The sequence below is a fragment of the Acinetobacter sp. YH12241 genome (assembly GCF_013417535.1).
Taxonomy (GTDB): Bacteria; Pseudomonadota; Gammaproteobacteria; order Pseudomonadales; family Moraxellaceae; genus Acinetobacter.
Genome location: NZ_VPDQ01000039.1, coordinates 1 through 20,824, shown reverse-complemented (window position 1 = coordinate 20,824; position 20,824 = coordinate 1). Strand labels below are relative to the sequence as shown.

Genomic DNA, 20,824 nt, shown 5'->3' with positions numbered 1-20,824 from the left:
TTAGCAACAGGAGGTGTTGCTGAATATATATCCATGTTCATGGATTAAGTCCCCACTTGTTTTTAGGTGGGAACTAAATTAAGGCTTATAGGATCGCTTGGTAAGGCTGTGTTAGCCGGATGCTTACGATTAAGTGCCATCAATCTAATGTATTTGTACAAGAAGTAATAGATATACCTGGAACAAGAGAAAACATTTCTTAGCAACTACAAGGCTAAAAATTCTAAACTTTCATTAGAAGAGATCATGTAACAAATGGCATATTACTTAAGAAATTTATTAGGCTCATTTGTAGGTTTAGTAGCTTTAACTGGTGCTGTATTAACCCTGTTTGCATATAGCTCTGGGCCTTATATGACCCTAGGTATTATCTGCGGAATCATTCTTATGATATTAGGATTAACGCTTATTGGTTATATCAATGCAGCTACCGCACTGCAAAGTAAGACTCAACAAACCTTATACTTACATTCCGTATTAGTGATCTTGCTCTTCGCTACAGACTTAATTTTTGGCAATTTAGACTTATTGTTTACTATTTTAAGAAACATAGGCTTCTTTGTAATACTCCAATTTGGAGTCTATCTTTATGTAAAAAAGCGACAAATGAGCTTTAAAGAATTTCTAAAATTAACATAGATAATGTGTCATGTACTGCGCACCCAATCTTATATTCTATGAGTGCACAAGGTATGAGTTTAGATTGATTATGACTGGGACTGGATATTGACCAGATTACGTTCGCGGCTTAGGTCATAGCGGTTAATACTAAAGATAAGCAGGGCAAAGACAAAGCCCAATGCAACGCAGGCTGACCAGCCATACATTTTCCATAGGTTTAGCGATAGAAATGCACCGATTCCAGCACCTGAAAAATAACAGGTCATATAGATTGCATTAATACGGGAACGGGCCTGCACTGAGATCCGATATACCAGATTCTGATTTAAAACATGTAGCGAAGAAATCCCAAAATAGGCAGGAATTAATCCAATGATATACACCCATAAATAGCTTTGCGCATAGAACAGGGGAATCCAGGCCAGAATTAAGCCCGTTGTAGCGAGTTGTGCCACCCATTTTTCTCGGTGCCGTCCAATCATTTTACCAGTCCATTGTGATGACCAGATGCCAACCACACCAACAATGCCCATCAAGCCAATCTGGAAATCATTAAAATGATAGGGTGCTTCCGCCAGCACAAAAGTCATGGTGGTAAAAATAATACTCAGCATCCCAAAGCCCAAACCACCAATGATGCTGCGTCGAATCAGCATCGGTTCGGTTTTGGCAAAGGTAAATAGTGAGCGATAAATCTGCAAGATGCTCATTTGTAGCTGGCTTTTCGCTTTAGGTAACTGATACCACATGGCGATGCTGAGCAAGAGAATAGAACAGCCACTCAATAGGTATACGGCGTGCCAGGACCATAAGGTAGAAATCAGTCCTGATACAGTTCGGGCAAACAGGATACCGACAAAACACCACTCATCAGCAGACCGACCACTTCAGCACTTTTTTCTCGTTGAGAAAGGTTGGCCGCAAAAGGAATTAGAATCTGGGTGGTAATCGAACAGAAAGAAGCTAGTAGAGTAAAACCATAGAGCATATGCAGATTAGTACTGGCAGAAAGTCCGATCAGTGCCAGTCCGGTACATAGCATGAGGCTGCAAATATAGAGACGTTTTTCAAATAAATCGCCTAGAGGTACAAACAAAAATAACCCAGTGGCATAACCAATCTGGGTTAAAACGACAGTCCAGCCAGACTCGGCCACACTGATATGCAGATCTTCTGCGATAGAATAAATTAATGGCTGGTTAAAATAGTTACAACCTGCGCAGAGTGCGCAGGTCATTGCCATCATGAACATGAAACGGCGTGAAATTTGCCCTTGGGCTGACATCCTTGTCTCCTGAGGCTTTAAAAACTATAGTTGGCAGAGAGGTTGATACGTGAAACATCCGCTTCTCTATTATCAAAAGTTTCACGTTTACCGTGATGGTACTCTAGACCGAGATTAATCTTTGGAACAGGAGAGTAGATCACGTTTGCTACATAGTCAGTTAAACGTTTATTGGTCTTAGGATTCGCGCGTGCATAGTCGCTGGAATCATCAAAATCAACAACGCTAGCATTGATGCTACTACGTAGTTTCGGCGTGAATTTATGCGTAAAGCCGATACTTAAACTATTAAACTCATTCAGTAAAAGTTCATTATTGATTGGATCGACTGAGTAATCTCCACCCCAGGCAGCACCGTCGGTGGTTGAACCTTGAGTCAAGAAAGCTGCAATACGCTGGTCGCCAACCATATGGAAATAGTTACCCTGAATCGAGTTTTGATCATTGAGATGATAACGTCCACCAAGACCTACACCCCAACCAACTTTTTCAATATCACCTGTATCAGTTTGCGCCTGCTTTTGATTGACAAAGCCTTGAGCCAATAAATGCAGCGGACCTGATTGATGAACATATTTAGTGGTTAAAGCAGGCAAGGCAGAAGAGCGATCACCACCGGCCATATACTCCAGACCTACATTCCAGGTATTTTCCGGATCAAGTTTGAAAGCATAGCTGACTTGAGGCGTACGTAGGACTGATCCACCCAGCAATAAACTGTAATCGACAGCTTCAGTACTAATTTCCGGTGTAGACATCAATGACCAGGCCTGACCAAAAGTCCAGTTATAGTATTTTAAATGTGCATGACGAATACGTAATCCACCATCGCCTTTACCATTATTGGTCCAGAAGTCAGCTTCTAAACGTGCAGAAACATTCGGGTTTCCACCCAAGTCTTTCGCCAGGAAACCAATTCGGCTGGCAGCTGCAGTAAAATCTGAACGGGTAGAGTCAGGCTCAGTAAAAGGGACTTTATTAATCTGGTTAATGGTACGGCCACGAGCTTCAGTAGTACTTTTGAAATCGACTGCGCCATCAAAGCGAATCAATCCATAGACATCGACATTATCTACCATTGAACTCAAAGTTTTAGAGTCTTGCGCTTTGGCTTCTTCCTGCTGGTTTTTTAACGCAAGTTGTGCTGCTTTTTGCTGTTCCAATTCGGCCTGGATTTGCTTTAACTGTGATTCTAAAAACTGCATCCGGTCTTCTGACGCTTCTGCTGAAAATGCCTGTGCTGAAGCAATACTACATAATGTCGCTAAAACTAATTTTTTCATTTCTTAATCCCTAAAGAAATTTTCTGATATCTAAAAAGGAAAATCTTTCCTTAATGTTGCTCTTATTGCGCAATGCAGAGTTTTTGACTTTTGAATAATGAATACGAGTCTCGTTCAACCCAGAAACATCCTGTTCAGGTCAAAGGGCATGTATTTGATATTTAAAGTCATAAAAATATGAATGAAGGAGGGCAGTGAATTAACCACTCTCCTGAGTTAAATGTTATTCAGCTTTTTGTGGATCGTATAAACGGTCTTTAATAAACAGGGCAGGAATCAAACCGCAAAGGAAGTAAGCTGCGCCCATCACCAATAGACCCGTACCGATCGAACCATTCATCGCAAGATAACCAATCGTAATTGGAGCGAAGATTGCACCGATACGACCAATATTGAACGCACCACCGACTGCTGTACCACGAACCCCAGTTGGGAAACTTTCAGTGAGATAGGTTGCATTAATGGCATATGGAATACCGTACAGGAAGCCGAAGATTAGCATCAGTACACCAATGTTATCGGCATTGTGCATATACACGACAACAGGAATAAACAGCGCTGTTCCCATGGTGCCGAAAGCAAACACAATACGACGACCAATTTTATCAGCCACATAACCTGCAATGATTTTGGCAAACATCATGGTGACAAAGGTACCTACCATGTATAGCGCCATTTCCTTGAATTTAATACCTAATTCAGCTTCAAGATAACTTGGTAACCAGTTACTTACACCGAAATAACCGAATAGCAGGAAACCAGAGCTGAAAGACCATAAGATGAACATCTTGCCATGGGTCTTATCTTTAAGAATGGTGATATATGGATTGCCTTTTTTGGCATCATTATCCACGATCTGACCAGTTCTTTTCATTTCACGGACACGTTTCCATGACTCTGGTTCTGGTACCATAAAGTGCATCAAAATACCCAAAGCTAATGGGGCAATTGTCACCCAGTACAGCATACGCCAGCCGAATTCAGGAATAATCCAGCCAGAAACCATGGTAATCACCAATGAACCTAAAGTGAAACCAGTCATTAATGTTGCCAGTACTGTAGTACGGTATTTGGTCGGTACGTATTCTGACATCAGGGTATTACAGGCAATATATAAACAGCCTAAACCTAAGCACGAAAGGGTGCGTAAAATCGCAAACTCTTGATAAGACTGGGCAAAACCTGAATAGGCAGACAAAATCGAGAAGGAAATAGTGGCCAATACGATGACACGTACGCGGCCGAATTTGTCACAGGCCCATCCGCCAATAAAGCCACCGATCCCCATACCCAAAAGAGAATAACTTCCCAAGGCACCGGCCTGTACAGAAGTTAGCCCCCATTCTGCTTTCAAACTGGTCAAGCTGAAAGCCAGAATACCAATGTCTGCACCGTCACATAGTAAAATCAAAAAAGCGAAGACAAAGGCCGTCATCCACAGGCGTTTAGGTGCCTGCTTAATGGTGCCGTCGGAGGAGACCCCCGTTTTAGTTTCCTCAGCTACGATGGTATCGCTTGTCATTCTTATATCCTCTATATATTAAAGTAGCATTCCTCTGCTACCGCTAAATCCATTTTCTTCCTCACGGAAAAGCATTTTCCTCATCTAAGGTCTAAGCGTCTGTGCGCATTCGCCCTGTTACGATCAGGCTGGATCTGATTTTTCCGTTTCACCTTGAGTGAAAAATCACTGAACAACGTAGTATCCTTATGACGGAAATTAATTTTTTTATTTTGTATTGTGGTTAATATTTACATAAATGAATAACCAAAATTCGAATTAAATAATTAATTCCGTATTGCGAAATCAATTAATCATAAAATAGCCAACTGAACAAGAGTTTTTACTCTAATTTTTATTAAAAAATAACTTTTTTGAGTTTTTGAGAGAAAAAATCTTGATTTATGGGTCTAGAAACCGTAGTTTTATATAAAATAAAATTTCGCTATACAAAATAAATGGAGATTTTTGATGGAACAGGTAGTTCAAGTAGAGCAAATCTCGACACATGTGGCGATGGTCAAGATCCATCGTCCAGAAGCTAAAAATGCCCTGAATACAGAAGTGCGTCAGAAACTGGCTGCGGCTTTTCTGCAATTGAATGACGATGAAAATATCCGTGCCATTATTCTCACTGGCGGTGAAACTGACTTCGCTGCAGGCGCTGACCTTAAAGAACTGGCAAATGCTGAAACGATCCAGATGATGCAGCGTCGTACCGAACGTTACTGGCAAGCGATTGCACAATGTTCAAAACCAGTGATTGCAGCAGTAAACGGTTATGCATTGGGCGGCGGTTGTGAACTGGCAATGCATGCGGACATTATCATTGCTGGAAAAAGTGCCCAGTTCGGTCAGCCTGAAGTCAAAGTAGGGGTAATGCCGGGTGCTGGTGGTACACAGCGTTTATTCCGTGCCGTGGGTAAATTCCATGCAATGCGCATCATTATGACGGGTTGTCTGGTACCAGCGCCGGAAGCTTATCAGATTGGCCTGGTGTCTCAAGTAACGGAAGACAGCGAAACCCTGGCAACAGCAATCAAGATGGCTGAAGTTCTGGCAAAAATGCCGCCAATCGCGCTTGAGCAAATCAAGGAAGTGGCTTTACTGGCTGAAGATGTGCCACTCAATGCCGGCTTAATGCTGGAACGTAAATCTTTCCAGATACTGTTTTCTTCAGAAGATCAAAAAGAAGGTATGCAAGCCTTTATCGAAAAACGTAAACCAAATTATCAGGGACGATAAGCATGAGCATTCAAATTCAGAAAATCGGTATTATTGGCGTAGGTACGATGGGTGCGGGCATTGCCCAGATCGCAATTCAATCTGGCCATGATGTGGTGCTGTTTGATGCCAAAGCGGGTGCTGCTGAACAGGCACAGGAAAAGCTGGCTAAAACATTAAATACCCTGGCTGATAAAGGTAAATTCAGCCATGAAAAAGCTGCTGAAGATCTTGCTCATTTATCCATTGCCCAGCAGATCGAAGGCCTGAAAGATTGCGATTTAATCGTTGAAGCAATTATTGAAAATCTGGAAATCAAACAAAAGCTGATGCAGCAACTGGAAGGTATCGTAAAACCAGAAGCAATTCTGGCATCCAATACATCTTCACTGTCTATCAGTGCGATTGCCGCCAATTGCAGCCAACCGGAACGCGTTGCCGGTTATCACTTCTTTAACCCAGTACCACTGATGAAAGTGGTTGAGGTCATTGAAGGCTTTAATACCCGTGCTGATATTGTGGATGCGCTTACTCAGTTATCTACAAAAATGGGACATCGCCCGGTAAAAGCCAAAGATACCCCAGGATTTATCATTAACCATGCTGGTCGTGCCTTTGGTAGCGAAGCCTATGCAATTCTGAATGAAAATGTCACTCCATTTTATGAAATTGATCGCATCTACCGTGACGGGATCGGTTTCAAGATGGGGCCATTCGAGTTAGGCGATCTGACCGGGATGGATGTATCTCATCCAGTGAGCGAATCGATCTATCACCAATATTATGAAGAAGCGCGTTACCGCCCAAGCGTGATTACCCGCCAGCGTTTTATTGCTAAACAGCTAGGTCGTAAAACTGGTAAAGGTTTTTATGATTACACTTCAGGTAGCAAAGTAGGTGATGTGGCTCCAACACTGGTTGAAAAGCTGGATCAATATCCATTGGTTTGGCTAGGTACAGAATATAGCGAAGACCGTCAGGCGCTTGAGCAATATCTGCAGCAGTTCAACATCCAGATCGAGCAGACTGAAACACCTTCAGTAGATGCTTTAATTCTGATTGCGACTTATGGTGAAGATGCAACTTCAGCCGCAGTCCGCTATCAGGTGTCTCCGCAGCAAGTAGTCTGTATTGATCTGCTTTACGGTCTGAATAAACACCGTACTTTAATGCCAACGTTTGTGACCAAAGCTGAACTGGTAACCGCAGCACAATCGATTTTCAATCTGGATGGTGTGACTGCGAGCACAATTCAGGAAAGCGTCGGCTTTGTGGCTCAGCGTGCTTTGGCCATGATCGTGAATCTCGGCTGTGATATTGCCCAGCAAGGTGTTGCCACTGTAGAAGACATTAATATTGCCGTGAAATTAGGCCTTGGTTATCCATACGGCCCAATTGAATGGGGCGATGTACTAGGTGCTGAAAAAATTCTGAAAATTTTAGACCGCATGACTGCGATTACTCGTGACCAGCGTTACCGCCCAAGTCCTTGGTTGCGCCGCCGCGTTCAGCTCGGTTTAGCTCTTGTTCATACTACACATTAATTAAAAAGTTAAAGGAATAACACTCATGTTAAATGCCTATATTTATGATGGTTTACGTTCACCAATCGGTCGCCACGCAGGAAGCCTGGCAAGCGTACGTCCAGATGATCTAGCAGCAACAGTTATTAAAAATCTGTTAGAAAAAACCGGTATTCCAGCAGCTGACGTAGAAGATGTGATCTTTGGCAGCACGAATCAGGCCGGTGAAGACAGCCGTAATGTGGCACGTTTTGCAGCGTTGTTAGCGGGTATGCCGGTAACAGTTCCAGGTCAGACGGTAAACCGCTTATGTGCATCAGGTCTCGGTGCTGTGATTGATTCAGCACGTGCCATTACCGCAGGTGAAGGTGAGCTGTATATTGCAGGTGGTGTAGAAAGCATGACGCGTGCACCATTTGTAATGGCTAAAGCTGAAAGCGCGTATTCACGTGATGCAAAAATCTATGACACCACGATTGGTACACGTTTCCCAAACCGTAAATTCACCGATCAGTTTGGCGCGCACAGCATGCCAGAAACAGGTGATAACGTCGCTGAAGAGTTTGGCATTACGCGTGAACAGGCAGATACTTTTGCTGCTGCATCACAAGCGAAATATCAAGCTGCAAAAGAAGCAGGTTTCTTTGAAGGTGAAATTACCCCGATTGAAGTTTCACAAGGGCGTAAATTACCGCCTAAATTAGTGACTGAAGATGAACATCCACGCGCATCTTCAACATTTGAAGCATTATCCAAGTTAAAACCGCTTTTCGAAGGTGGTGTAGTCACTGCGGGTAATGCATCAGGTATCAATGACGGCGCTGCAGCACTGATTATCGGCAGTGAAAAAGTTCAGGAACAGTATGGCTTAAAACCTTTAGCTCGTATCCTGTCTTCTGCAGCCGCTGGCATTGAGCCACGCATCATGGGTGTGGGTCCAATCGAAGCAATTAAAAAAGCCGTAAAACGTGCTGGTTTGACGCTAGATGATATGGACATTATCGAGATCAATGAAGCATTTGCCAGCCAAGTATTATCTTGCCTGAAAGGTCTGGATGTGGCTTTTGATGATCCGCGTGTCAATCCAAATGGTGGTGGCATTGCAATTGGCCATCCATTGGGCTGTTCAGGTGCGCGTTTGGCTTTAACTGTTGCGCGTCAATTACAGCGTACTGGTAAAAAATATGCCGTGATCAGCTTATGTATCGGTCTGGGTCAAGGCCTGGCGATGGTGATTGAAAACCCTGAAGCTGCATAACAGCTTTTGTTATCGTATTAATGCCATGTATAGATGATATGCATGGCATTTTTTATTGGGCTATTTATATAGAAATACAAATCCCTGCAAATGCAGGGAATGTTTAAATCAGCGTAAGGATTATTTACGGCCAGTAACCAATAAAGTTGCTGAACCGAAAGCATAAAGTTTACCGTCTTTATCTACAATTCGGCCTTCTGAAGTCAACACATTGCGTCCAATCCGGATCACTTCGCCAATCGCAGTATAAGTTTCGCTATTTTTCATGGCTTTGAGCATTTTGACATTCAGGTCAATAGTGGAAAAACTCACGCCCGCATCAACTGTAGTATGAACTGCTGCACCGGTTGCGCTGTCTAGAACCGTGGCGCAGAATCCACCATGAATGCCGCCTTGCAGGTTGAAATGACGTTCATCTGGATAAACTTCATATTCCACATAGTTTTCACGGACTACACTGAGTTTCATGGGAATGAGTTGTCCCATCGCTGAGCCAGGTAATTCGCCATTTTTAATTGCAGTTAGATATTCAAGTCCATTCATTTGAGCTGTAGTCATATAGCTTCCCTTTAATAAAATATTTCGCCTTATGAAATAATATTCTGTTTTTCTAAAATTATGATATAACAGATAGTGATCGAAATGCTATATTTTTCCAGGATGGAATGATGACAATAAAAAATCTCGTTACAGCTGCTGAATGGCAGGCACGCTGTGAACTGGCTGCGCTTTATCGCATTATTGCGCATTATCGGATGACTGACTTGATTGATACTCATATCAGCCTAAGAGTTCCAGATCAGCCAGATTGCTTTCTGATTAATCAATATGGGGTCGCATTTGAAAAAATGCGTGCCTCAACGCTGGTGAAGATTAATCATGAAGGGCAGGTGGTAGAAAGCTATGAACAAGACAAGCCAGTCAATATGGCAGGCTTTGTGATTCATTCTGCAATTCATGACGCGCATCCTCATTTGAACTGTGTCATTCATACGCATACTGCAGATGGTATTGCCGTCTCTGCTCAGAAACACGGGCTTCTCCCAATTTCCCAACACGCCATGAAATTTTATCAGCATGTGGCCTATCACGAATACGAAGGCGTTGCGCTGTCAACTGATGAGCAGGAGCGCCTGATTCAGGACTTGGGCGATCATCGTGCCATGATTTTAAGAAATCATGGGCTATTAACGGCTGGGGAGACCATTGCACGGGCTTTTCATGAAATCTATTTCCTGGAACGCGCCTGTCAGGCACAGGTCAAGGCCTTAAGTGGCGGTGCTGAATTGCATTATCCAGCAGAAGAAGTCCGAATTAAAACAGCGAAGCAGTTCGCTAGTCCTCTCATTGAACCGATTTTACAGCGTGCTTGGCAGGCCGCTTTGTCCCTGATTGAGCATCAATATACGGAGTATGCATCATGATTGTTATTTCCAGTTCTGTACCAAATATTGAAGCCATTCTGGTCAAGTCTTTTCAAAAATATGCGCCAGCTGGTAGTTTCTGTACAGTGGACAGCCCTGAAGCTGAACAGGCAACCACGGTTGCTGCCTGGTTTCCAGATCTGGAAAAAGTGCAGCAGCTACCAAAGTTGGGTCTGATTCATTCGATTGCTGCTGGGGTAGAACATTTAAACTTAAATGCTGTACGCCCAGATCAAGCCGTTTGCCGGGTGCTGGATCCACATCATCAAAAGGGCATGTTTGATTATCTGCTTTGGGGTGTGCTGTATTTTCAGCGTTATTTTGACCGTATGGTCCAGCAGCAAAAGCAGCAGCTGTGGAAGCAGTATCGCCAGAGCTATAGCCATCATATCCAGATCGGGATTATGGGACTGGGGCATATGGGCGGATACGTAGCAGAACGTTTCGCAGACATGGGCTATCAAGTCTCTGGTTGGTCGAATTCCCCAAAAGACATTAATCAAGTCAAAAGTTATGTGGGTCAAGAACAGCTTTCCGAGTTCCTGGCGCAAAGTCAGATTCTGATTAACCTGCTACCCCTTACCGAAGAGAATACTGGGATTCTTTCTGCTGAATTATTTCAGCAACTGCCTGAACAGTCAGCTTTGATTCATGTCGGGCGTGGCCAGCATTTAATCGAGCAGGATTTATTGGATGCGCTGGATTCTGGTCATCTGCGTGGTGCAATTGTCGATGTCTTTGAGCAGGAGCCGTTACCTGCGGACCATCCATTCTGGCAGCACGAAAAAATTGTGGTAACGCCACATGTCGCCTCACATGCGCCGATGTCTGTGGTGGTAGAGCAGATTCTGGAAAATGACCGTCGTTTAAATCAAGGGCTGGATTTGTGTCATCAGGTGGATGTCAATAAAGGCTATTAATTGTAGGGATACAGACAAAAAAATAAGGAAATTGATGATGTGGGAAATGATTCAAACTCAGGTTCAGCAAGGCGTCGCGACTTTAAGTTTTAATCGGCCAGATTCACTGAACAGTTTCAATCGGCAAATGCATGAGGAAGTGCAGCAGGTGCTGAAAAGCTGGAATACAGACTCGGATATTCGGGTGATTGTGATTCGTGGTAATGGTCGGGCATTTTCAGCGGGACAGGATTTAAAAGAACGTGCCGGGCAGCTCGGTAGTGTGCCGTTGCCTCCCGAAGGCTCTCTAGCCAAATATTATAATCCTTTGATCAACCTGATTCGTAAAAGTCCCAAACCGGTGCTTGCGGCAGTAAATGGTGTGGCTGCCGGTGCAGGGGCCAATATCGCGCTGGCTTGCGATCTGGTTATTGCCAAGGAAAGTGCCAAATTTATTCAAGCCTTTTCTAAAATTGGCTTAATTCCTGATGCCGGCGGCACCTGGATGTTGCCGCGTTTGATCGGCTATGCACGTGCCATGGCACTGACTTTACTTGGTGAGCCTGTACATGCCAAAGAAGCGGCTGAAATGGGTATGGTCTGGAAAATGATCCCTGATGCAGAATTTGATGCTTATATCGATGAGCTTGCACAGCGACTGGCACGACAGCCGACCTATGCACTGGCCTTAACCAAACAGGCTTTGCAACGCAGTGCTGAAAATAGCATGGATCAGCAACTGGAGCTGGAACAAAACCTGCAATACTTGGCCTTAAGTAGCCAGGACTACAAAGAGGGTGTGCAGGCCTTTGTCGAAAAACGCCCTGCACAATTTACCGGACGCTAAGGAGAGCATTCATGAAAATTCAAACGCGTATCACCGAGCTTTTAGGCATTCGCTATCCGATTATTCAGGGCGGCATGATGTGGGTCGGTACCGCAGAAATGGCCAGTGCAGTCTCCAATGCGGGTGGTTTGGGAACGCTGACGGCATTGACACAACCCACACCTGAAGCGCTGACCAAGGAAATTGCACGTTGCCGTGAAATGACGGATCAGCCTTTTGCGGTCAATTTAACTTTATTACCCGCTGTAAACCCACCGCCGTATGCCGAATATCGTCAGGCCATTATTGAAAGTGGAATCAAGATTGTAGAAACGGCAGGTAACAAGCCACATGAACATATTGAGGCCTTTAAACAGCACGGCATCATTGTGATTCATAAATGTACCTCGGTCAGACATGCACTTTCAGCACAACGAATCGGTGCGGATGTGATCTCGATTGACGGTTTTGAATGTGCCGGCCATCCGGGTGAAGATGATATTCCTGGACTAATCCTGATTCCAGCAGCCGCTGATCAGCTCACTATACCGATTGTAGCGAGTGGTGGTTTTGCGGATGGTCGTGGTCTGGTAGCAGCACTCGCTTTAGGTGCTGAAGGCATCAATATGGGGACACGTTTCTGTGCCACACAAGAAGCGCCAATCCATCCCAACATCAAGCAGTTTTATGTCGACAATGATGAAAGGGCAACGCATCTGCTTTACCGCCAGTTCAGAAATACTGCGCGTGTTGCGAAAAATGCGGTATCTGACCTCGTCGTTAAAATGGGTGAAGATCCAAATCTGGAATTTGAACAGATTCGCCCTTATGTCAGTGGCTTAAAAGGCAAGCTGGCTTTGGAAAATGGCGATGTAGATGCAGGCGTACTGACAGCAGGTCAAGTCATGGGATTGATCCATGATATCCCGACCTGTCAAACGCTGATTGACAATATCATGCAAGAAGCAGAACAGATTGTTCAGCAACGTTTGGCTCAGTTTTTCCCGCGCTAGATCGATTTATTTTGATCATTTAATAAAAAGCCATTCATTACCGAATGGCTTTTTTATACCAAAGTTTTAATTTTTTAAATGTGATTTTTTATGTCATGACTAGATTTTATCCATGCACTTATATTATATTCGACCTAAAACATAATTTCGTATTATGAAATTAATTGTCATAAATATACAAATTAGAACTCATACAAGGGAATTACGATGAGAAATTATATTGCGCCATTAAAAGACATGAAGTTTGTCCTGAAAGATCTGCTCAATGTTGAACAGAAATACGAAGGCTATGCAAAGTTCGCAGACAAAGTTTCTATGGATATTATGGAACAATATCTGGAAGTCGCTGCTGATTTTTGCCAAAACGAACTTCTACCAATTAATGCGACAGGCGACCAGCAGGGCTGCCGTCTGCAAGATGGCGTCGTGACTACACCGGATGGTTTTAAAGCTGCTTATGACAAATATGTAGAACTTGGTTTTACCTCATTAACTGGTGATGAAAAATATGGTGGCCAAGGCTTCCCGACCTTATACCGTATTGCCATTTCAGAAATTATTACGGCGACTAACTGGTCTTGGGGTATGTACCCAGGCCTGTCTCATGGTGCGATGCGTACTTTAGAGCATCATGGTAGCGATGAACAGAAACAGAAATTCCTGGTACCTTTAATTGCAGGTCGCTGGACCGGAACCATGTGTTTAACTGAATCACATGCCGGTTCTGATCTGGGCCTGATCCGTACTAAAGCGGTGCCAAATGAAGATGGCAGCTACAGTATCAGCGGTGAGAAAATCTTTATTTCAGCAGGTGAGCATGACCTGGCTGAAAATATCGTACACATTGTATTGGCGCGTTTACCGGATGCGCCTGCCGGTACTAAAGGTATTTCACTGTTCATCGTGCCTAAATACAATCTGGATGAAGCTGGAAATGTGGCTTCACGCAATGGTGTGGTGTGTAGCGCGATTGAACACAAGATGGGTATTCATGGCAATGCGACCTGTGTACTGAATTTTGATAATGCCAAAGGTTTCCTGATCGGGCCTGAAAACCGCGGCTTGAACTGCATGTTTACTTTTATGAACTCTGCGCGTATTGGTACAGCGATTCAAGGTTTGGCTGCAGCTGAATCTTCTTATCAAGGCGCGTTGGCTTATGCCAAAGACCGTCTGGCGATGCGTTCACTTGAAGGTGCGAAAGAGCCAAACCTGCCTGCGGATCCAATTATCGTGCATCCGGCAGTGCGTAATATGCTACTGACTCAAAAGGTATTTGCAGAAGGTTCACGTGCCTTGGCTTATTATCTGGCAACGTATGCTGATATCGCTGAAGCAACGGATAATCCTGAAGAGAAGAAAGCTGCAGAAGACCGTCTGGCATTATTGACCCCAATTGCTAAAGCCTTAATGACCGAAACAGGTGTAGAAGCTGCCAAACACGGTATGCAGGTCTTTGGTGGACACGGCTATATTGCTGAACATGGCATGGAACAGATTGCCCGTGATGCACGTATTGCCAGTCTGTATGAAGGTACTACTGAAATTCAATCAATCGACTTGCTGGCGCGTAAAGTGCTAGGTTCAAAATTGGGTTTGCTCACTGCATTAACGGATGAGATTCAGGGCTTTGTTAAAGAGCATCAGCAACATGCCCAGTTTAACCAGCAGGTTGCACAAGTGAGCCAGCTGACTGAGCAATGGCTAGAATTAACCAAAACGATTCAGGCTCAGGCACAACAGTCTGCCAATGAAATCGGTGCGGCATCTGTGGATTACCTATATTTCTCTGGTTATGTGGTGTCTTCGTATTTATGGCTGAAAATGGCGATTACGGCGCAGCAAAAGATTGAAGAAGGTAATACTGATCCGTTCTATGCAGCGAAGATCAAAACGGCACAATTCTTCTTTGCCCGGATTCTGCCAAGAACTTCAACTCACGTTGCCAATATTCAGGCCGGTGGTGAGAGCCTGTTCCTGCTGACTCCTGAAGAGTTTAAATTCGATTAATCCTTTTGCCCACGATCAATCTCTCGATCGTGGGTCTTTTTTTGTTACTACTTTTTTTATCCTGCACAAAACTCAATATCGATAGGTACTTTTCAGTATTACATCGGCCATAAAACAACAAGATCAGGAGTCTATATGGATTTAGACACGATTACTCGACAATGTCCTTATGGTGATCTGCAACTGACTTATCATGAAGTCGGACAGAAATCCTCATATCCCACCATCATTCTGATCCATGGTACGGGTGGAAATACGGACAAACATTTCAGCTATATTTTCCCCATGCTCGGTATCCATCAGCGGGTTTTATCGCTTGATTTGCATACTCCAGATAAAGCCGATCTGGCAGTGACTGATTTTAGTCAACAAGTTGAAGCACTGATCCAGCATGCAGTTGCAGAAGATGAAGCAATTACTGTGGTGGGTTATTCACTTGGTGCTGTGATTGCTGCACAAGTAGCTGCGAGTCTTAAACAGCGCGTGGCACGTTTGATCCTGTTGGCCGGTTGGGCAAAAACCAGCTCGGTGCAACAACTACGGACCACGATCTGGCAACAGCTATTTAACGATCAATCCGCAGCTTTACCGCATTTTGTGAATTATTGCCTGTATAGCGATGATTATTTGTCTGCACGTAGTGAACAGCAGGTGTTGGATCTGGCACGCTTCGTTAAGCCTTCTCAAGATGCAGCCAAACAGCGTGAACTGAATTATCGCATTGACATCACCGCCATTTTGCCGAACATCTCTGCGGAGACTTTGATCGTGGCTTGCCGTGAAGACCGGATGGTGCCTTTAGCGCAAGCAAAATTACTGTTTGCTTCGATTCAGAACAGCCGCTATATCGAAATAGCTTCAGGACATGCAATCCATATTGAAGCGCCAGCGGAAGTGGTGCAACTGATCAACCAGTTTAGCCAGCATCCAGAACAGTATCCGGCGAATCAGAAAATCCAGCCCATGATGCCTTAAAAAAAGGAGAAAAATAATGCAAGCTCAAGGACAGCGCAGCAAGATTTTAATTGTAGGCAGCGGTTTTGGTGGATTAGGCATGGCGATCCGTCTTAAACAGCAGGGCATTCACGATTTTAAAATCATTGAACGTGCAGCAGAAGTGGGCGGAACATGGCGTGATAATACCTATCCCGGTGTCGCCTGTGATGTACCTTCCCATTTATATTCTTTCTCGTTTATTAAAAATCCCAACTGGTCACGTGTCTTTCCGCAAGGGGCAGAAATTCAACGTTACTTAATTCAATGCTGTGATCAGGAAAATATCCGGCCACATATTGATTTTCATACTCAACTGGAAAAAGCCAGCTGGAATACCGAAAAACGTATCTGGAATATTCAGACATCTAAAGGTTCTTATGAAGCAAATTTTTTAATTACAGCAACCGGGCATCTGGCAGATGAACATCTGCCACAAATTCCGGGACTAGAAGAATTTCAAGGTCAGGTCATGCATTCTGCACGTTGGAATCACGAAGTGAATCTGGATAATCAGCGTGTGGTTGTCGTGGGTTCAGGGGCTTCAGCTATCCAGCTTGTACCGGAAATTGCCAAAACAGCCAAAAGCCTGACCGTATTGCAGCGCAGTGCACCGTATATCTTGCCGCGACCAGACCGACCTTATTCTGAGTCAGAAAAACAGCTTTTCCGCAAAGATCCGGACAGCATGGCAGAGTTAAGACATTCCTTGTTCTGGGGCAATGAATATAATTTTGCCCAGCGCCGTAATCTGAAAAGCCAGATCGAGCGGGTCAAGAAAAACTGCCTGCAATTCTTGAAACACCAGATACCAGATCCCGAATTACAGCGAAAACTCACACCGAATTATGAACCAGGCTGCAAGCGTTTATTGCTGTCCAATGATTATTATCCAACTTTTCTAAAACCGAATGTCACGCTTGAAGATTCAGCTTTGGCCGCCATCACAAAAGACGGTGTAATCAGCAAATCAGGCAATGAATATTCTGCAGATATCATCGTCTTTGCTACTGGATTTGAAGCAGCACGACCACCTTATGCCTCAAAGGTAGTGGGTAAACATGGCCTAAGTCTGGAGCAGCAATGGTCTAGTGGTATGCAGGGTTATCAATCTACGACAGTCCATAATTTTCCAAACCTGTTCATTCTGAATGGTCCTAATACCGGAAGTGGGCATAACTCAGCGCTTTATTTTCTGGAAACCCAGTTTGATCTGGTACTGGACGCCTTGCAGTTTTTTGAACAGGAACAGATTCAGGCCTTTGAAGCTGATCAAGATGCTGAAAATGCCTATATGCAGGAGTTACAGCAGCTTTCCCAAGGCAGTGTCTGGTTATCAGAAAGCTGTAAAAGCTGGTATCTGGACCCGGTGAGCCGCAAGCTGACTTTGGTCTGGCCAGATTATGCGCATTCATTTAGAGACAAAAACCAGCATTTTATTCGCAGTGGTTACCATTATGAATACATGGAAAATGTTCAAAGAAAAGTCGTCTGATTTTTAAATTTTATTCATTAAAAAACCAGTCTATTTGACTGGTTTTTTATCAAAAGATGATAGAGATTAATCTGCTTTTTGCGGATCATATAAGCGATCACGTATAAACAGTGCAGGAATCAGACCACAAATAAAATAGGCGCCTGCCATTACCAGTAGTCCCGTTCCAATTGAACCTCCATGAGCAAAATATCCAATTGTGAGTGGTGCAAATACTGCTCCGATACGGCCTATATTGAATGCACCACCTACAGCCGTACCACGAATCGAAGTAGGGAAGCTTTCAGTCATATACGTGGCATTAATGGCAAATGGCATACCATATAAGAAGCCGAACATGAGCATCAGGTACAAAATATTGGTCGGTGTATTGAAATAAATTACAATCGGAAGAAACAGGGCTGTGCCCATGGTTCCAAAAGCGAACAAGGCACGTCGTCCGAAACGATCTGCCAGAATGCCTGCGACGATCTTGGCAAAAATCATGATCATAAACGTGCCAACCATATAGCCAGTCATGGCCTTAAAACTGATGCCCAGATCCGATTCGAGATAGGCAGGTAACCAGTTACTTAAACCGGCATAACCAAATTGCAGGGCACCTGCACTTAAAATCCATAGTAAAAACATCCAGCGGTGATTTTTATCTTTGAGAATGACTTTATAAGGATTCTGCTTTTTCACCTTAACTTTGCTAGCTGCTTCCTGACGTTTTAATTCACGTGAACGTAGCCATGAATCCGGTTCAGGAACAAGAAAATAAAGCAGAAAAGCCAGAACGATCGGGCAAATGGTAATCCAGTACAGCATACGCCAGCCATATTCAGGAATAATCCAGCCCGCCAGTAAAGTTGCACATAATGAACCTAGGGTAAAACCGGTCATAAGTGCCGCCAGAACAGTTGTCCGGTATTTTGTCGGAACATATTCTGACATTAAGGTATTACAGGCGATGTATAGGGAACCCAGTCCAATAGCTGCAATACTGCGGATAATTAAAAACTGATGGTAAGATTCTACAAAGCCCAAGGTGCAGGATAAGCTGGAAGCAAGAATCATATAAAATACAATAACTTTCACCCGGCCAAAACGGTCACAGGCCCAACCGCCAATTAATCCGCCAATCACTCCACCGACCAGACTCCAGCTCCCTAAGGCCCCTGCCTGAACGGTGGTTAAATTAAATTCAGCTTTGATACTGGTGAGGCTATAGGCCAAAAAAGCCAGATCAACACCGTCTGCAAGTAAAATAAGAAAACATAGAATAAATGCGGTCATCCATATTTTTTTAGGCTGAACTGTGACCCGTTCAGCTTCTAGCACTGAAGTTTCATACGTCATCATCGACATCCTTTTCTTGTTACGTTGTTGTTTTATAAGAATGAATCCACATTCTTTTGTTGCTTTTACTGATTTATTATTTCGCCATAAGAAATGTCATATTATTAATTGATAAAATATATCCAAATAATTAGCCATAAAATTCGTGATTTTATTTGTAAAAATTTGAAATTAGCCAAATATTGCATTGATTTGGGAGGAAAGATAACGTTATTATTTTTTAATCAAAATAAAGTTTCACGATACAAAATAAATTTAAAATCAAGGATAGGAGTGCTGTAATGACAAGTCAGCCATGGATGGAAGAATATAAAAAATGGAACGTCAATCCGGAATTTACCCGGCCCGATCCTGACAAAACTTTGAGTACGACGATTGCTGAGAATCTGCTTAAGTTTAAGGATAAGACTGCATTCTTTTATCTGGATCGAAAGTTCAGCTATCAGGAGATTGATGTTTATAGCCAGAAACTGGCTACTTACCTACAGAATCTAGGCTTGGCGGCCGGTAGCCGAATCGCGGTGATGTTGCCGAATATTATTCAGTATCCGATTGCGACTTTCGCGATTATTCGTGCGGGTTATATTCTGGTGAATGTAAACCCGATGTACACCCAGCGTGAGTTGTATCATCAAGTTCAGGATTCAGGAGCAGAAGCCTTGATTATTCTGGGCTCAACCTTAGAACAGTTAAATAATCTGGATGAATGTTCTGCGCTAAAACATGTGATTTCTATCCATCCGCTCGATTTCATTCAGGATCAGTCAGTTTCAATTTATAGCCAAACAGCGCAATATCCTGATAAACATTTTTCTGACTTTAAGCAGGCCATTGATCAGGTACAGGTGATTGATTTTGTAGCGCCTGTACAGCAGCAGAAAGATACTGTCATTCTGCAATATACCGGTGGGACTACAGGTGTTTCCAAAGGGGCTGAACTCAGTCATCGCAATATCTTATTTAATATTGCTCAGAACAGTACGGTGTTTATCAGCCATTTTGGTGACCGCTATGCCACAGAAGAAGAATATGTATTTTGCGCCTTGCCGCTGTATCATATTTATGGTTTTACCATCTGCCTGTTCAGTTATGGTCTTAGTCGCGGTTTTGCCAATGTGCTGATTCCAAATCCAAGAGATCTGGATGCACTGGTAGATCAATATTATAAGCATCCTCCGACGGTGTTTCCGGGCGTGAATACCATGTTTAATGCATTGGCTCATCATCCACGTTTCCGCGAGCTGGATCACTCACGCCTAAAAACCACGACAGGCGGTGGTGCATCTGTTTTAAAAAATACAGCAGAATTATGGTACGAAGTCACAGGCTGTCATATCTATGAAGGCTACGGTCTTTCTGAGACCTCACCAACGGCAACATTTAACCCACCTTTAAGCAAGCGCTTTAGCGGTAGTATTGGCTTACCATTGGCAGGCACAGAAATTCAGATTCTGGATGATGAAGGAAAACCTGTAGCACTTCATCAGGCTGGAGAAATTGCTATTCGCGGCCCTCAGGTGATGAAAGGTTACTGGAAGCAACCGGAAGCAACAGCACAGGTATTTACCAAAGATGGTTTCTTCCTGACAGGTGATATCGGTTGTATGGACGAGCAGGGTTATATCACTATTCTGGACCGTAAAAAGGACATGATTCTGGTCTCCGGCTTTAATGTCTATCCAAATGAGCTGGAAGGCGTTTTATCCAAACATCCTAAAGTACTGGAATGTGCCGTCATTGGAGTGGATGATGAAAAATCTGGACAAGTTCCGAAAGCCTTTATTGTAAAACAGGATACCAGTCTGACCGAGAATGAAGTCATGACTTATCTGAGACTACAATTGACCAGTTATAAGCTGCCAAAATATATTGAGTTTGTGTCTGGATTGCCAAAGTCTGCAGTCGGTAAAATTCTACGCCGTGAGTTGCCTAAAACCGTGCAGCCGGATGCCAAAGCCTGCTGAGAAATAACATAGTCAAAATAAAAAAGGAATCTTTCGATCATTGCTGTCCCACAATTTTTCACAAGAGGAAGCTCAAATGAGCTTCCTCTTGTTTTATGGGTATTTTATCGGGTGAAAATAAAGCTTTTAAAGTTCTTCTTTCAAACAAATTCACTTGAATTATT

16 protein-coding genes and 1 pseudogene are annotated in these 20,824 nt (G+C 43.5%); 12 read left to right on the top strand and 5 right to left on the bottom strand.

What is annotated here, in order from left to right; all coding sequences use genetic code 11:
• Positions 1–255: 255 nt before the first annotated feature.
• Positions 256–639, top strand: a complete 384-nt coding sequence (locus FTV18_RS14355; RefSeq protein WP_159123599.1) for a hypothetical protein — start codon at positions 256–258, stop codon at positions 637–639.
• Positions 640–707: 68 nt separating this feature from the next.
• Here the strand turns inward: FTV18_RS14355 and FTV18_RS14350 are convergent.
• The 3 genes and pseudogenes from FTV18_RS14350 to FTV18_RS14340 form a co-directional block, all read right to left on the bottom strand.
• Positions 708–1,906, bottom strand: a pseudogene (locus FTV18_RS14350) (MFS transporter).
• A gap of 17 nt (positions 1,907–1,923) precedes the next feature.
• A complete protein-coding gene (locus tag FTV18_RS14345) occupies positions 1,924–3,189 on the bottom strand; it encodes a DcaP family trimeric outer membrane transporter (RefSeq protein WP_180018623.1) in 1,266 nt (421 codons plus the stop codon).
• 223 nt (positions 3,190–3,412) lie between these two features.
• Entirely contained in the window at positions 3,413–4,711 is a 1,299-nt protein-coding gene (locus FTV18_RS14340) for an MFS transporter (RefSeq protein ID WP_180018621.1), read from the bottom strand.
• A gap of 450 nt (positions 4,712–5,161) precedes the next feature.
• On the opposite strand from FTV18_RS14340, the gene FTV18_RS14335 reads away from it, so the two are divergent.
• Genes FTV18_RS14335 through FTV18_RS14325 form a run of 3 tightly spaced genes read left to right on the top strand, consistent with a single transcriptional unit; the run spans position 5,162 to position 8,695 of the window.
• Positions 5,162–5,935, top strand: a complete 774-nt coding sequence (locus FTV18_RS14335) for an enoyl-CoA hydratase (RefSeq protein WP_180018619.1) — start codon at positions 5,162–5,164, stop codon at positions 5,933–5,935.
• 2 nt (positions 5,936–5,937) lie between these two features.
• Positions 5,938–7,458 carry a 3-hydroxyacyl-CoA dehydrogenase gene (locus FTV18_RS14330; protein ID WP_180018617.1) on the top strand — a complete coding sequence of 507 codons (1,521 nt, stop codon included), beginning with the start codon at positions 5,938–5,940 and terminating at the stop codon, positions 7,456–7,458.
• 25 nt (positions 7,459–7,483) lie between these two features.
• Entirely contained in the window at positions 7,484–8,695 is a 1,212-nt protein-coding gene (locus FTV18_RS14325; protein WP_180018615.1) for a 3-oxoadipyl-CoA thiolase, read from the top strand.
• Positions 8,696–8,815: 120 nt separating this feature from the next.
• Here FTV18_RS14325 and FTV18_RS14320 read toward each other — a convergent pair whose 3' ends face one another.
• Positions 8,816–9,253 (bottom strand): PaaI family thioesterase, encoded by a 438-nt coding sequence (locus FTV18_RS14320; RefSeq protein ID WP_180018613.1) that lies wholly within the window; start codon positions 9,251–9,253, stop codon positions 8,816–8,818.
• Between the two features lie 110 nt (positions 9,254–9,363).
• On the opposite strand from FTV18_RS14320, the gene FTV18_RS14315 reads away from it, so the two are divergent.
• From FTV18_RS14315 to FTV18_RS14285, 7 genes are all read left to right on the top strand, one after another.
• Positions 9,364–10,119: a class II aldolase/adducin family protein gene (locus FTV18_RS14315; RefSeq protein WP_159123591.1), complete on the top strand. Its 756-nt coding sequence runs from the start codon at positions 9,364–9,366 to the stop codon at positions 10,117–10,119.
• Complete coding sequence (locus FTV18_RS14310) at positions 10,116–11,039, top strand: glyoxylate/hydroxypyruvate reductase A (protein WP_180018611.1); 924 nt, start codon at positions 10,116–10,118, stop codon at positions 11,037–11,039. Before FTV18_RS14315 ends, FTV18_RS14310 begins: the two co-directional genes overlap by 4 nt.
• A gap of 37 nt (positions 11,040–11,076) precedes the next feature.
• Positions 11,077–11,865, top strand: a complete 789-nt coding sequence (locus FTV18_RS14305) for an enoyl-CoA hydratase-related protein (RefSeq protein ID WP_180018609.1) — start codon at positions 11,077–11,079, stop codon at positions 11,863–11,865.
• An 11-nt stretch (positions 11,866–11,876) separates the two neighbouring features.
• Entirely contained in the window at positions 11,877–12,857 is a 981-nt protein-coding gene (locus tag FTV18_RS14300; RefSeq protein WP_125278515.1) for a nitronate monooxygenase family protein, read from the top strand.
• Positions 12,858–13,064: 207 nt separating this feature from the next.
• A complete protein-coding gene (locus FTV18_RS14295) occupies positions 13,065–14,867 on the top strand; it encodes an acyl-CoA dehydrogenase C-terminal domain-containing protein (RefSeq protein ID WP_125278516.1) in 1,803 nt (600 codons plus the stop codon).
• Positions 14,868–15,002: 135 nt separating this feature from the next.
• Positions 15,003–15,842 carry an alpha/beta fold hydrolase gene (locus FTV18_RS14290; protein ID WP_180018607.1) on the top strand — a complete coding sequence of 280 codons (840 nt, stop codon included), beginning with the start codon at positions 15,003–15,005 and terminating at the stop codon, positions 15,840–15,842.
• A gap of 16 nt (positions 15,843–15,858) precedes the next feature.
• Complete coding sequence (locus tag FTV18_RS14285; RefSeq protein WP_180018605.1) at positions 15,859–17,355, top strand: NAD(P)/FAD-dependent oxidoreductase; 1,497 nt, start codon at positions 15,859–15,861, stop codon at positions 17,353–17,355.
• Between the two features lie 66 nt (positions 17,356–17,421).
• Here FTV18_RS14285 and FTV18_RS14280 read toward each other — a convergent pair whose 3' ends face one another.
• Complete coding sequence (locus FTV18_RS14280; RefSeq protein ID WP_159123585.1) at positions 17,422–18,696, bottom strand: MFS transporter; 1,275 nt, start codon at positions 18,694–18,696, stop codon at positions 17,422–17,424.
• Positions 18,697–18,977: 281 nt separating this feature from the next.
• On the opposite strand from FTV18_RS14280, the gene FTV18_RS14275 reads away from it, so the two are divergent.
• The gene (locus FTV18_RS14275; RefSeq protein ID WP_180018603.1) at positions 18,978–20,660 is read left to right on the top strand and encodes an AMP-binding protein; all 1,683 of its coding nucleotides are present in this window, start codon (positions 18,978–18,980) and stop codon (positions 20,658–20,660) included.
• The last annotated feature ends 164 nt before the right edge of the window (positions 20,661–20,824 follow it).